8 protein-coding genes, 1 tRNA gene and 1 pseudogene are annotated in these 14,667 nt (G+C 61.0%); 3 read left to right on the top strand and 7 right to left on the bottom strand.

Annotated elements, in window-relative coordinates:
• Window positions 1-284 precede the first annotated feature (284 nt).
• From GWG67_RS25520 to GWG67_RS25510, 3 genes are all read right to left on the bottom strand, one after another.
• The gene (locus tag GWG67_RS25520) at window positions 285-1,928 is read right to left on the bottom strand and encodes an amidohydrolase (RefSeq protein ID WP_275172128.1); all 1,644 of its coding nucleotides are present in this window, start codon (window positions 1,926-1,928) and stop codon (window positions 285-287) included.
• Window positions 1,929-2,315: 387 nt separating this feature from the next.
• Complete coding sequence (locus GWG67_RS25515) at window positions 2,316-3,767, bottom strand: nuclease PIN (RefSeq protein WP_275172127.1); 1,452 nt, start codon at window positions 3,765-3,767, stop codon at window positions 2,316-2,318.
• Window positions 3,768-5,633: an SIR2 family protein gene (locus tag GWG67_RS25510; RefSeq protein WP_275172125.1), complete on the bottom strand. Its 1,866-nt coding sequence runs from the start codon at window positions 5,631-5,633 to the stop codon at window positions 3,768-3,770.
• A gap of 380 nt (window positions 5,634-6,013) precedes the next feature.
• Between GWG67_RS25510 and GWG67_RS25505 the strand changes: the two genes are divergently transcribed.
• Window positions 6,014-8,302 carry a restriction endonuclease gene (locus tag GWG67_RS25505; RefSeq protein WP_275172123.1) on the top strand — a complete coding sequence of 763 codons (2,289 nt, stop codon included), beginning with the start codon at window positions 6,014-6,016 and terminating at the stop codon, window positions 8,300-8,302.
• A gap of 222 nt (window positions 8,303-8,524) precedes the next feature.
• Here GWG67_RS25505 and GWG67_RS25500 read toward each other — a convergent pair.
• Both GWG67_RS25500 and GWG67_RS25495 read right to left on the bottom strand, forming a co-directional pair.
• Window positions 8,525-8,600: transfer RNA gene (locus tag GWG67_RS25500), tRNA-Ile, on the bottom strand.
• 380 nt (window positions 8,601-8,980) lie between these two features.
• Entirely contained in the window at window positions 8,981-9,955 is a 975-nt protein-coding gene (locus tag GWG67_RS25495) for a tripartite tricarboxylate transporter substrate binding protein (protein WP_275172121.1), read from the bottom strand.
• 107 nt (window positions 9,956-10,062) lie between these two features.
• On the opposite strand from GWG67_RS25495, the pseudogene GWG67_RS25490 reads away from it, so the two are divergent.
• A pseudogene (locus GWG67_RS25490) lies at window positions 10,063-11,040 on the top strand (TAXI family TRAP transporter solute-binding subunit).
• Window positions 11,041-11,168: 128 nt separating this feature from the next.
• Here the strand turns inward: GWG67_RS25490 and GWG67_RS25485 are convergent.
• Both GWG67_RS25485 and GWG67_RS25480 read right to left on the bottom strand, forming a co-directional pair.
• Entirely contained in the window at window positions 11,169-12,398 is a 1,230-nt protein-coding gene (locus tag GWG67_RS25485) for an ABC transporter substrate-binding protein (protein WP_275172119.1), read from the bottom strand.
• Window positions 12,399-12,495: 97 nt separating this feature from the next.
• Entirely contained in the window at window positions 12,496-13,389 is an 894-nt protein-coding gene (locus GWG67_RS25480) for a helix-turn-helix transcriptional regulator (RefSeq protein ID WP_275172117.1), read from the bottom strand.
• A 400-nt stretch (window positions 13,390-13,789) separates the two neighbouring features.
• Here GWG67_RS25480 and GWG67_RS25475 point away from each other — a divergent pair, with 400 nt between their 5' ends.
• Entirely contained in the window at window positions 13,790-14,623 is an 834-nt protein-coding gene (locus GWG67_RS25475) for a substrate-binding domain-containing protein (RefSeq protein WP_275172116.1), read from the top strand.
• Window positions 14,624-14,667: the final 44 nt, after the last annotated feature.

Raw genomic sequence — 14,667 nt, 5'->3', positions numbered from 1 at the left:
GCCGCGCAGTGTGAACACGTCTCGTCGTGCCGAGTATTTTTATTCACGTTTCTAATAAGGGATTACGGTCACAGTGCACTTAATTCAAAGTCTTCGTACCCCAAAAAGGGACGGGCTCACTGAGTGCACAATCACCATTTCGATGCCGTAGGCATAGCAGGCGGCGAAATTGGTATGCCATCCGGCTCGGCCGCCGAAGCTGCATGTGTGGGCCGAGAGCAAATGTCGCTGCAATGGACAACAGGCCGAGATTTCGTGAGAGCGGCACGGTCGCCCTCCAGCTCTCATTTCGCGCCCGTGAAAGCATCCGCTGCGTAGACGACCTTGCCGCCCACGACCGTCAGCAGAGACGCCGTGGCGCCAATTTGCTCGACGGGGACGGACATGAAATCCCGATCGAGAACCGCGAAGTCGGCGAGCTTGCCGGTCTCTAACGTGCCGCGCCGCGTCTCGTCGAAGCAGAACCACGCGCTTCCCACGGTGTAGAGGCGCAAGGCATCTTCGCGGCTGGGTGTTTCGTCCGGGCCGCGCGTCGAGTGTCCGCCGACGGTCCTGCCGTCGAGCATCCACTGCAGCGCTACGAACGGATTGTAGGATGCGACCCGATGCGCATCCGTGCCGGCGCCGACATGGACCCCGGTGCGCAACGCCGTGACGATGGGCGGCATGCTGCGCGCGGCTTCGCCGACCTGCGCCACGATACGGTCGCCTCCGAGATACATCGCGTCCTGCATGGTCCAGCCGATACCGAGGGCTTTCATGCGCAGAAGCGTCTCTGGCGAGGTGTTGTCGAGATGGGCGATGGACCAGCGCAACGGCGCGAGCGGCGTCTCCTTGTTGACCTCGTCATAGAGGTCCAGGAGGTGATGCACGGATTTGTCTTCCTGCCAGTGGATGGTGACTGTCAGCCCTTGTTTGGCCGCCCAGCGAATGATTTCGCGGAACTTGTCCTTGGCGGCCGCGTCGGGCGCATTGTTGTTGTACATGGCGCCGGTGATCCGCTCGCCTAGTCCGTTGAACCGCAGCATGTCGTCGCCGAATCCCATCGGCAGGAACGGCGTGAGAGTCTTGTACTCCTCGAATTCCGCGCCGACATTCTGGGCGAACAGGCTGAAGGCAACCCGAACCGACAATGATTTGTCACGCCAGAGCTTTTGCAGGGCGGCGTAATGGCTGGGATAAATGCTGAAGCCGCCGGGATCCACGATCCCGGTCACGCCAAGACGATTGAGCTCGGTGAAGAACTGCCGGGTGCCGGCGACATTCTCTTCGAAATTCGGCCTCGGCAGCCGATCGAACAGCGCGGAGATACTGACAATGGAGCCGTTGAGCCAGCCCGTGGCGTCGCCCGATGCGGCTGTGATACCGGCCGGCAACTGATCCGCGGAAATCCCGAGCGCTTGCTGCGCTTTTGGCGTCATCAGCACCGCCGAATAGAACAGCTGGATGTAAGCCGGATTGTCGGGAACGGCCGACATCACCTCGGCGAGGGTTGGCCGCCGCCTCTCCGCAAATTGCAATTCGCTCCAGCCACCGGCCACGATGATCCAGGACGCCGGCCGCGCTTTTGCCGCCTGGCGCAAGCGTTCCATGGCCTCGGGAATCGTCTTTGCGCCGATCCAGTTGACCTCGGTTGCGTAGGTGAGACCGGCGCGCACGGCGTGAATATGGGAATCGATCAATCCCGGAATGATGGTGCGTCCACCTGCGTCGATACGGCGCGTCGCGGGCCCGATCAGGCCTTCCATGGCATCGTTGCCGCCAACTGCGACGATCTTGCCGTCGCGGACTGCGAGAGCCTGCGCGATCGTCGATGCGGGATCCAGCGTCACGAGCTTTGCGTTCGTGACAATGAGGTCGGCCTTTTGTGCGCAAGCCAAACTGGCCCAGCACGAGATCACCAAGATCGCCAGAAGCTTTCGCATCATCAGTCCCGAAATGAGAGAGGCCGAAGCGCGCCACACATCCGCCGCCGGATGCGCTCGCGGACATTGCGTGTCGCAACGGGGAGTGTCGCGATCCTGACCATGTCTGGCACCATCAAAATCAGCCGATCCACCGGAAAATTTGGTGAAGGCGCAAGTATTACGGTGCACTAAATTCGTGAGCCATCGAATCCGCGAAAGCGGTGGGACTCATGAGTGCACTGTCACCGTAATCCTGCGAAATGTGCTGGATCAGGAACTCGAACGCCTCCTCTAATTGGATCTCCAACTCCTTCTGCTCCTCGCGTCGACGCGCGAACGACCGTATCAGGATGCGCAAAGCTGAAGCCCTTAGGGCGGGCGCCCGCTCTCTTGGCCTATCAATTGGTCTCACATGAAGAGGCGATACGGATACACATTTCTCGGCAAGTCTGCGACGTTCGCAATCGTCCTTGCCAGCTTTTGGGAGTAGCGGATGCTCACTGGTACGGGGTCGTAGAGCGCATCGTTGTTCCAATCCATCTTGGTCAACGCCAACGCCTCATGAGCGCTTAGCTCAAGAGGGCCACTGCCGGCATGACGGATGAGCTGCAGCGGGCGCGGAATGCTCTTCTTTCCCTGATAATAGTCGCCCTTGGTCGAGACCTCGGGAGCATTTCCCGCCACCCATATGAGCGCGGAGTTGCCCGATCTCACTACCATCGTTCCGCGCGGCACGGGATAGCCGGACGGCCTTGTGGGAGGGGTCTGCTGGCCAGATTTGATCAACCAAACTCCACGCCAGCAGGATGCCGAACTGATCTCGATGCACTCGATCTCCGGTACGCCGGATAAGGCATCGAACGCCCCTTCGATTTCGCCGTCCTTAAAGGCGGTAGTCTTGTGGATGACCATCCGCTTAGGAAGGTTGCCGCCATTGCGGCCTTGATAAAGCTCGAGACTGCGGGCGAGTACCGCTCGCATGTCGTCACGGCTCAGAAACGGATTTCTACGAGCCTCGGCAACGTCGGCGACCGGATCGCGCGCCTCGAAGGCGACAAACTGCATGCCGCCGCCGTCCATGTCGAAAACTTGTGAGCAGCACGTCACATAGTGTGCGTCTCGCTGATCGCCGCGGAGCGCATAAGCGAGCCCGATATAGGCGGTATCTGTTGGTACACCTTTTAGCGGTGCCAGTTTCCAGGGTGTGCCCGCGGCCTTCACATACAAGGCAGTCGCCAGGCGCCACGCAAGGGAGGCCTTATGGGCGAAGGTGAACGCTCGATCGTTGAGCACCTGAGTGGGGATATTGTATTTCGCGCCAAGAGCCTTGAGCGCATCATGCGCATCGAAGAACTTGCCGCGCGTAGCAGGATTCCAGCTGTCGGGAAAATGGACGAGCACGACGTCAAACGCGCTTCGCACCGTATCAAGCCGTCGGAGCGCGGCCTCCATTGCAAGAAAAAGCCGTGCTTGCGGGTCGCCCTCGCCTGGCAGCAGGTGCAGAAGATCGGGCCATTTGATGTGCGCGTCGCGCGGCGCGGCCTCAAGTGCGACCTGGAAAAGCGTCTCGAAGCCTGGATACTCCGGAACATATTCAGAACGATCTGAAGGGTGGTGGGTTTCACGAAGCGACAGCATGAGCTCGCCTCGACGCTTGAAAGCACTCTCCGGACCTACCGTCGCGATTCGTACGCGCGACGTGTATCCTCCGAACGATCCTTTCGAATAAGGACCGAAATTTACTAGGCCTCTGAGCGGGTGGACATCGACCTGCGCGGGGTCGGAGGGCGAGAATGCCAGAAGAGGTTCGTCCAGAAGCGTGAACGGCGGGAGCTTCGTCACAAAGGCAGGATTGCTCATTCACTTCGTCCTATCGAAATAGACGTGGTGATGGCCCGGCCGGCTCCAGCCGGTGATCGGTGCGACTTCGAACACCGCGTCGATCCCTGTGCCGTCCGCGAGCCCGAAGGCACGCTTCTTCTTGTCGCTGGCATTGGTAAGAAGCTGCGCCCAGGCATCTATGATGCCCGCCCAGTTTCTGTTGTAGCACTGTGCCCACCGTTCTCGGCGCCAGTCGCCTACCGGATCGCCTCTGCGATCCGGCGGAGCGCCGATTGGATCTGGGTCGAGCGCGCTCGGATCGCCCGGATCGTCGCTTAGGCGAAGATTTTGCTTCGGAATCTGCACGAAAGTGAAAGGTTCGAAACCGCACCACCAGCGCCCGTCGACTTGGTCTAACTTCAGGAAGACGCCTTCCTGGTAGGGAAATCCGAGCTTCGGTACGGTCCCGGTCAATGCACTTCCGTAGGCGTTTCGCAGCCTCTTGAGCACCAGCCCGTTTTGGCGTGCGCTCTCTGGATCCTCACCATCGCGAGGCGCCGCAACAACTATTGAATGACCAGAGCGCCTGTATCTGGGAATAAGCGGCCGCCGTCGCGCCAGGCCTTTTACGAGCGCGTCGTAGAGGAGCCCCAGTGCCCAGCTATCGTCGACAGGGTCCAGTGCCACCTCTCCCCCTAACTTCGCGCCGAGCGATGCCAGAGCTTCCAAGACATCCTGATCTCTACCGAAGACAGCTAGCTCGCGGCCGTTCGCTGCTATAGTCGCCTTGCAGCTTTTTTCCTTGAGCAACTCCCTAACCGCGCCAGACGTGGTGGGTGTCCCGAGCGTCATTCGCCTGGCACTGCGCGGCATTGCTTCGATCAGAAGAGCAGAATACCTTAGGACAGGGAAAGAACGTGCTTCTGCAGTCGGTAGCTTCACGGGCACTAGCCGCGGCGCAGCACGGCCGAGCATCACCCGATCGAGCAATATCGTCGGAAGGGCGACCGTTTTAACTACTTCTGCGGACAACTCGTCAAAGGTGGCACACTCGACGATCGCAACGTCGACGCCTGCAAGCTTCGCCTTTTCAAGGAATTCCGTCGCTCCCGACAACAGCCGCGACGCTGAGGAGGTGACCCAATACAAACCGTTCGGAAACGGCGATTGATCGGTGAGTATGGAGTTCAGCGCCTCCATGATCGAGGCATCTCGTCCGCTATACCCGACAAATATCATACCAAAGCGCTTGCCGGCTTCTACCAGCACGCGCTGCATTCGGATGTCCTGCTGCTCGAGTTCTGATCCCGTATTCTTGATGGAGACCGACTGGTAATCCCCGTGAAGCTTTGCGACCAGTGGCCAGTCGGATTCGTTCAGACAACGCATCGCCCGGTCGGAAGAATCTATCGCAGCAACGGTTGGACGAACTTGGTCGGTGACTGCCAAAGTAACATTTGCAGACAGAGCGGACTCTTCAATCAGCGGGTCGAAATTTGTGGTGAAAACGCAATTGACATTCCCGTTCGCTATAAGGCTTCCGAGAACCTTGTGCCCGAAGCAGGGCTTGCCCTTAGAAATCGCGTCATCAATATACTGCCGGCGATGTCGAGGTTGCGGGTAAACCGCTTCGAAGGCGGCTGCATATTCGGTCGGATCGCCATTTGGCGGTAGGATCGATGTCCGCTGGAAGAATGCGTCGATTCTTTCGATCCACACCGGATCGGCAATGTCGATTTCTCGTTTCGAGATGCCGTTCTGGCGACAAAAGATCTGCGCCTTGAAATCGCGGATCATCGCGTAGCCGGTCGGTATTCCTGATGCGGCCGATGCGCCGGCGCCGAGAAACCACGCCACAAGGTTTGGCCTGAGAGCGAAGGCGGTCGCGAACTGCGCGGCGGACATAATCGGAATAGAGCTGATGGTGTTGTTCCTTTGACAGACACTGAGAAGGCAATATTTGGGCGCGGTCTCGTCCCGTAAAGTCGGGGACCGTAGCCAGAGCATTCCGGCTCATTCTATTGGTTTAGAGAGAAAAAAGAGGCGTCACCAGCCGTCGACCTTACGTTGCATTGCACAATAACGACTCTCAATCAGAGCAATATAGCAGAAAATGACGGTGAAGAACTCGTCGGGTTGTCAGGGGGCCTGTATGGCGATGTTCTCGCTAAGCCGCGTGTTTGCTATTTTCAGTGCAGGCGTCAATCAGGGGTCTGGTGTTGAGCGCTTGCAGCGGCGCTTCCTTCCGTGACGTTCAAATGGAGACTCGTTAGAGTACCTCCCCTATGCAGTACGACTTTCAGCAACTATCGCCTCACGACCTTGAAATCTTAGTTCGGGATCTCCTCCAGGCGGACTGGGGCGTTGTTCTTGAGAGTTTCAAGACCGGCCGCGATGGCGGTATTGACCTGCGATATGCCCGTGGGGGGCATAATCTTGTGGTTCAGGTGAAGCACTATGTCCGGACGGGACTGGCCGGCCTCCTACGCGATCTCAAGGTCGAGGCAGGCAAGATCCCAGCGCTAAAGCCGACTCGCTATGTACTCGTAACCTCTGTGCCCCTCTCGCCTGCCAACAAGCAAGCAATCGCCGCGGTCCTTGGCGGCGGACTGGCCAGTAGCGACGTACTCGGTCGGGACGAGTTGAACAACTTGCTCGGGAGGCATCGCGAGGTTGAGCAGAGGCACTACAAGCTTTGGCTCGCTAGCCGTGCGGTCCTCGACCGTGTGCTGCACAGCGATATCCTTACTCAGACTGAGTTTCAGGTCGAAAAGGTTCACGCCACCATCCGGCGCAACGTGCAGAGTGACGCGTATCCGAACGCTCTCGATATCCTCGACCGGAGCAGAGTGGTTATCATCTCTGGGGCGCCGGGCGTTGGAAAGACGACTCTGGCTAACATGCTGCTTTACAAGCACCTTGAACGTGGTTGGGAGCCGGTGGTGATCCGCCGCGATCTTGCCGAAGGACAGAAACTCTTTCAGCGCGGTAAGTCACAAATCTTCTATTTTGACGATTTTATGGGCGCAACCTTCCTCGGCGATCGCGCATCCGGTTTGCTTCGCAACGAAGACCGCGCCATTTCCGACTTCATCGAAATGGTTAGGGCCTCACCGAACGCCCGCCTGGTGCTAACCACTCGCGAGCACATCTTTGGGCAAGCCGTCGCCGCGTCGGAACGACTCCGTCAAGTCGGCCTCAACGGCCACAAGATCGTCCTGCGGATTGGAGACTACAGCTTCGCCCAGAAGGCTCAAATCCTGTACAATCACCTCTATTTCAGCGACCTGCCTGGCGCTTACAAGGATGCTCTATTACGATCCGACTTTTATCTCGAAGTCGTCCGGCACCCAAAGTTTAATCCGCGTTTGATCGAATGGCTGTCGAGCTTCAGCCGAGTTCAGGCTATTTCGCCGAGCGAGTACCGAGATTTTGTTCGCAATTTGCTCAAGGACCCCTCTGAGGTCTGGTTGCATGCCTACGACCATCAACTTAGCGACGCTGGTCGCTCCCTGTTGCTGACACTTTACAGCCTCGGCGGCAAGGCGGAGGGCGTAGTCCTCCAGCCGACCTTCAAAAAGCTCCACGACGCACGTGCAAAGCGGTGGGGCTTCCAACGAAAGCCGGAAGACTGGGCTACCGCGATGGCCGAACTCGCTAACGCGTTCCTCCGGCCGACGGGTGGTAACGCCTTCGAAGTTCTTGATCCCTCGGTCATCGACTTGGTCAACGCAGTCGTTCGCAGGGCGCCGGAAAACGCAGTCGACCTAGTCGTTGGCGCCGTAGATTTCAGCCAAATCGAACGAGTCTGGAATATAAGCAAAAGTGGCGTCAAAGGGGTTAGAGCAGCCCTCGTCCAAGGCGGCGAATCCATTGCCGCTGCTATACGAAGCGCCACATCGAGATCGCATCGGCTGGTCGAATTGCAGAATGGGACCTTCCTGATAGAGTGGACCGAAGAAACGCGCTTCGCCGCAATCGTCCCTCTCGCAGATGCGATGAAGACTAAGGATATGCTAGATCTCGCCAAGTCGCTTGGGGGTGATATGTCCTCAAGTTGGCGCGACCGTGAAATTTCGATCATCGATGGTGTCGAAGCTCTCCGCGCACTTGAGCGCGTCTCGTGGGAACCACTACAATCTCCAACGTTGGAGCACGAGCTAATTGAACAGCTCTTAAAGCAGGCGCAGGTTTCCTGCAGGTCTGTTGAGCTCAGTGAAATTGTCAGCGTGCTCGACCTCGAAGAACCTAGAAACGCGGCGAACCTAGCTGCGCTACGGGCAGCGTTCGAGAACTCAAGATACGAGATCGCCTCTGATATCGACGAATGCCGCAAAGAGGACGACTTCAACGGCCTTCGAGGTGCCTATGAGCTATTCGCGTCGACCCTTGGCGTGGACGTTAGTCCGGAATTGGAGAGGCTGGAAGAGGTATACGCTGAGTACACGGATTACGAAGAGCAGCGAGCTGACCAGATGATGGACGAGTATCGTGATCGCCAGAGAGAGTCCGGCCATTCCGAGGACAGCGTCCGCGACATGTTTGGTTCGCTCCGAAGCGACAGCGCAGACTAGATTCTCACCACGCGTGGTCGGAAGCCACATCCGGCTCACATGAATAATGTTTCGTCGACGGATGCGTGAAATCGAGCTGCAACGCCGCTGTTATGGGCGGCTAGTTCTAACCATAAACGCACGAGTGGAGGCAGGGTATTTGCTCCACCAGTCCAGACATACATGGCGCGGAGTCCAGCCTGGGTGGCGCAAGTCCAAACTTCCATGGCGTCCAACATTTGCTGGTGGGCCCGGCAGGACTCGAACCTGCAACCAGACCGTTATGAGCGGCCGGCTCTAACCATTGAGCTACAGGCCCCGCCGCGAGACGGCCCGCGGGACGCGCGGCCGGCAACGGTGCGCGGTTCGTTTACAGGGACGGAGGCGGGGGTGCAATGCTGGCACCGGCGGATGGAAACGCCGGTGCGGCAAGGTCTGGTATTTTTGAATAACCGAAATTCGCGATAATGCCCTTATAGTCCTGTTTTGCCCGACGGCGCAAGCCCACCTCGCCGAGCCTTCGCCCCGCCGCGGGCAATCGCGCCAGGGAGCTCGTTTTTTCGATTCTGTAACCCCTTGTAGTTGCGCGTTATTTCTACTATGCATGGGGTTGTTTTCGCACATTTTGTTGGGAGGGGGTCTTCCGATCCCCTCCGATGTCGCGTTGGCGCGCTGCAGGCGCGCGGCAGTTCCGCGACGTTAGTCCACCGACACGCCGGCGAACTCCACCACCTTGCGCCACTTCTCGGTCTCGCCGGTGACCAGCTTGCCGAACTCGGCCGGCGTCATCGGCTTGGGGATGCCGCCGGTCTCGGTGAGGCGCGCGACCAGCTTCGGGTCCTTCAGCGCCTCGTTGACGGCCTTGTTGAGGGTCTCGATCACGTCCTGCGGCGTGCCCTTCGGCGCGGAGATGCCGTAGAAGCCGACCGATTCGAATCCGGGCAACGTCTCGGCGATCGCGGGCACGTCGGGCACGCTCGGCCAGCGCTGCGGCGAGGTGACGCCGAGCGCGCGGACATTGCCGCCCTTGGCCTGCTCCATCGCGGAGGGGAGGTTGTCGAAGATCAGCTGCACCTTGTTGGAGATGATGTCGGGGAACGCGATCGCAGATCCCCGATAGGGCACGTGCACCATGTCGCACTTGGACATCACCTTGAACAGCTCCGCCGACATGTGCACCGAGGTGCCGTTGCCGGAGGAGGCAAAGGAGATCTTGCCGGGATTGGCCTTGCAGTAGTCGATGAACTCCTGAACCGTCTTGGCGGGAAACGCGTTGGAGACGACCAGCATGTTGGTGAGCTGCATGATGCTCGCGACCGGCACGGTGTCGCGCAAAAAGTCGAACGGCAGCTTCTTGTAGAGCGAGGTCGAGATCGCGTTGTTGGGCGCGACGAACAGCAGCGTGTAGCCGTCCGGCGGTGAGGCGATCGCGGCAGCGGCCGCGATGTTGCCGCCCGAGCCGGTGCGGTTCTCGACGATGAATTGCTGGCCGAGGCGGTCGGTCAGCCACTGCGCCATGATCCGCGCCACGATGTCGACCGGGCCGCCGGCGGAAAAGCCGATCAGCCAGTGCACGGGACGGTCGGGATAAGCGGCGGAGGCGGGAGGTGCGGCGCCCAACAGCGTTGAAAGGAAAACCAGCCCGAAAACACTGTTACGCAAAATTCGCAACATGACGCCTCCCATTGTTCTATTGTCGTTGGGCTGCATGCTTTCACAAAATCGGGGCGCTGCCTACATCGTCGCAAGTCGATGTTGACGCGCCCCCTCCGGGACCGACCATGAGATTCGCGATCACCCTTGTTCTCGGCGCGGCGCTGCTTTCAAGCCCCGCCGCCGCTCAAACCGGAGGCAACGCCATTCCGACCACGACACCCAGCCTGACGATCAGCTTGGGCACCGCGACGCCCGGCGGCGGCTTTCCGCTCTATGGCAACGCCTTTGCGCAGGCGATGAACGCGGCCGATCCGCAAGTGATCATCGCCCCGCGCAACACCAAGGGCAGCAACGAGAACATTCCGCTCTTGGAGAAGGGCGAGCTCGATCTCGCGTTGGTGGCGGGCGAGCCGGCCTATGAAGCCTTCGCCGGCATCGGCCGCGCGCCGGTGCGGCTGAAAATTCTCACGGCGATCTATTCCAATCCCGGCATGTTCGTGGTGCGCGCGGACAGTCCCTACAAGACCATCCGCGATCTGGTCGGTCAGCCGGTCGCGTTCGGCGCCAAGGGCTCCGGCCTGCCGATCCTGGCGCGCTATGTGCTGGATGGTCTGGGTTTGAAGCAGGACGAGGACTTCAAGGCCGTCTATCTCGACCGCGCCGGCGACGGCCCCGCGATGGTCGAGGATGGCCGCGTCGCAGCACTCTGAGGCGCCGGCATCGGCTGGCCCGGCTTCGCCGCGGTCGCCTCGAGCGCGTCAGGCGCGCGCTTCATCGCGCCTGACACCGAGGAGATCGCGCGCATCCGCGCCAAGCACGCGTTCCTGAAGCCGCTCACCGTGCCCGCCGGCAGCTACCCGAACCAATCCGAGCCGATCGCCTCGCTCGGCTCCTGGAGCTTTGTGCTGACGCGCGAAGATCTGCCCGACGATGTCGCCTATCGGCTGGCGAAGACGCTCCACAGTGTCGAGCCGACATTCTGCAAGCAGCTCGCCCAGGCCTGCGAGACCACGGCCGCGAACACCGTCGCCGCCGCGCCGAAGCCGGAGTTGATCCATCCCGGCGCCGCAAAATACTTCCGCGAAATCGGAGTGCTGAAGTAGCGAGCGGCTGTACCCACAATCGTCATGCCCGGGCTTGTCCCGGGCATCCACGTTCTTGGCCGCACGGAGATCGTGGATGGCCGGGACAAGCCCGGCCATGACGACTTCTCTCGCGCGTCGCTACGCGGTCATTTCTTCACCATCGCGCATGCCGGGTCCGGCGGACCGAACGCCTTGTCGCCCGAGATCGTCGTGAGGATCTTGTAATAGTCCCACGGATATTTGCTTTCCTCCGGCGTCTTCACCTGCACCAGCCAGAGGTCGTGCACCATCAGATTGTCATCGCGTAAGCGGCCGTTGCGGGCGAAGAAATCCTCGATCGGCTTTTCCCGCATCTTGGCGGCGACCTTGAGCGGATCGTCGGTGCCGGTGTCCTTGATGGCGTTGAGATAGTGCATCACGCTCGAATAGACGCCGGCCTGCCACATCGACGGCATCTTGTTCATCTTGGCGAAGTAGCGCTTCGACCATTCGCGGGTCTTGTCGTCCAGGTCCCAATAGAACGAGGTCGTCAGCAACAGCCCTTGGGCGGCCTGCAGGCCGAGGCCATGAATGTCGGTGATCAGCGCCAGCAGTGCCGCCATCTGCTGGCCGCCCTTGAACACGCCGAATTCGGAGCCGGTCTTGATCTCGTTCATGTTGTTGGGCGGACCCGCCGCGATGCCGATGATCTTGGCCTTCGAGGCCTGCGCCTGCAGCACGAACGAGGAGAGGTCGGGGGTTGCCAGCGGCGGCTTCACCGAGCCCAGCACCTTGCCGCCATTGGCGGTCACCACCGCCGAGGCGTCGCGCTCCAGCGAATGGCCGAAGGCATAGTCGTCGGTGATGAAGAACCAGCTGTCGCCGCCGCGCTTGACCACCGCGTCCGCGGTGCCGACCGCGAGCGCGCGGGTGTCGAACACCCACTGGATCGCGTAAGGCGAACAGAACTTGCCGTGGAAGTCCGCGGTGCCGGTGGAGTGGGTGATGAACAGCCGCTTCTTCTCGTTGGCCATGTTCTGCACCGCGAGTCCGACCGCGGAGACAGGCACGTCGACGATCAGATCGACCTGGTCGACGTCGTACCAGCGCCGTGCAATCGCGCCGCCGATATCGGCCTTGAGCTGGTGGTCGCCGACGACGATGCTGATCGGCTTGCCGAGCACGGTGCCGCCGAAATCGTCGATCGCCATCTGCGCCGCCGTCACCGAGCCCTGGCCGGTCGGCGCCGAGGCCGGACCGTTCATGTCGGTGAGCACGCCGATCTTGACGACGTCGTCGGACACCTGCGCCAATGCGGCGCCCGGCAGCAGTGTTGCTGCCACGAACGTCGCTGCAAAGCCGGCAGCGACCGGCAGTCCAAATCTCGTTGGCTTCACGTTTGTCCTCCCCTGATCCGGCGCGTTGGCCGGTGTGCCCCGGGTATGCCCGGCTGAATTGGTTTCTTTTGCAACTATTTGGGGGCGGGCGTCAACGTCAGCCGGCGAAGCGGATCTGTCCGGCCGGCGAGGGATCGTAGCCGGTCAGCTCCTCGGCGCGCTGGAGCAACCGCTTTTCGCTGAGGAACCGGATCAGGCCCTGCATGGCGGGGCGGAAGTAGCTGCGCTGCCGCATCGCGAGGTCGAAGTTCTCCCAGACCAGCGGCACGAAATCGAGGCCGGCCGAGCGCGCCGACGCACGCGTCGCGATTCCGCAATCGGCTTGTCCCGCGCGGACGATCTCCGCGAGATCCGGCCCGGTCAGGGCCGGCGTCTCGATCCGGCGCAAATCGCGCGTCGAAGCGCCGGCGCGCTTCAGCAGCACATCCAGTAGCATTTGCGCGCCCGTGCCCTGTTGCCGCATCGCCATCCTGGCCCCGAGCGCGAGTACGTCGGACAGGCCGCGCAGCCGCTTGGGATTGCCCGGCGGCAGCACGAGACCCTGCTCGCGGCGCACGAACGCGACCAGCAATGCATCATGCAGGTCCGGAGCATCTCGCAGGACCGTCGCATTGGCGTCGGCGGCGAGATTGCCGCCGGCATCGAGGCTGTGGAAGTGCATTGCCACGGCCATCACCTCGTCCCGCTGCAGTCGCTTGAGCCCGCGCGCGCTGCCCTCGCTCATCGATCCCAGCCCCGAGCCGGATTCGCGCAGACCCCAATCCAGAAGCTCGTCCTGGCTGCCGCCGACGACCGGCGGCGGCTCGGCGATCAGCATGCCGGCCGGACGCGCCAGTCCGGACAGCACCCAGAGGTCGAGCTCGTGCCGCGGGAAGAGCCACTTTCCGGTCACCTTGGTGCAGGGGATCGCACCGGTGGTGACGAGTTCGTATAGCTTGCGTTCGCCGAGCCGAAGATAGTCGGCGGCTTCGCTGGTCGTCAGGAATTCCATCCTGCATTCCTATGCAAATTCTTGCTTCTTTTTGACGTTCGACGCAGGTGGAATTCTGCATTTCAAGTTTTGTCCGCCACGACCATGCCCGATCATCTCGCTGCTTTGCAACACATCCTCACGCGCGATCCCTGCTTTGGTGAACGATCCTGAATCGCTCGCGTGGTGCGGATTGTGCGGCTGTCGCGTGCGCAACTGCAATCGGCATGCCGCTCCGCCGTTGCCGAGATTTCCCGAATTGTCGGCGCGCGGTGCGCAGGGTAAGTCTGTCGCCGGTAGTGGTTTGATCCGCGCTCTATCTTTTGTTGTTCGTATCCGGCGCTGCAACGAGCAACCGCGTCACGAGTGCGGCGCAATCGATCATCATCATGATCGCGTCATAGCCAGTGGGAACCCGATCATGGCCGTCCGCCGCCTCTCTGTTGCATTCGCGCTTGTCTGCGGCCTCGCCGCAGGCGTTGCGGCGTCATCCGCGGAGGACCGCGCGATCGTGCTCGCCACGACCTCAGCGACGCAGGAGTCCGGCCTGCTCGACTATCTGCTGCCGATATTCCGTGACAAGACCGGCATCGAGGTGACGGTGATCGCGCGGCGCGCCGACGAGGTGCTCGAGGGGGCACGAAGGGGCGAAGTCGACGTCGTGCTGATGCATGCGCGGCCGCAGGAGGAGAAATTCGTTGCCGACGGTTTTGCGGTGAAGCGCTTTGACGTGATGTACAACGACTATGTACTGATCGGTCCGAAGAGCGACCCCGCCGGCGTCAAGGGCAAGGACATCGCGACCGCGCTGAAGGCGATCGAGGCCAAGGGCGTGCCGTTCGTGACGCGCGGGGACCGCTCGGGCACGCATGCCGCGGAGCTCGCGCTCTGGATCGTTGCCGGCATCGACATCGCCCGCACCAAGGGTGCCTGGTATCGCGAAGCCAAGCAGGACATGGCCTCAGCCCTCGACGCAGCGCGCGCGGCGAACGCCTATGTGCTGTCCGACCGTGGCAGCTGGATCGCTTTTCGGGAACGCGGCGATCTCGACATCGTCGTCGAAGGCGACAAGCGGCTGCTCAATCAGTACGGCGTGATGCTGGTGAACCCCGCGAAGTTTCCGAACGTCAAGAAGGAGCTGGGGCAAGACTTCGTCGACTGGCTGATCTCGCCCGACGGACAGGCGACGATCGCCGGATACAAGGTCGACGGACAACAACTATTCTTCCCCAATGCGGACAAGTCGGGCGGCTGACGTTCGTATCGCCAGCGGTTGCCAAACCGGGCGATGCGTGGTCC

The organism is Bradyrhizobium sp. CSS354 (genome assembly GCF_029051725.1).
Taxonomy (GTDB): domain Bacteria; phylum Pseudomonadota; class Alphaproteobacteria; order Rhizobiales; family Xanthobacteraceae; genus Bradyrhizobium.
The sequence above is the reverse complement of the archived record's forward strand: the minus strand, read 5'-3'. Positions and strand labels throughout refer to the sequence as shown.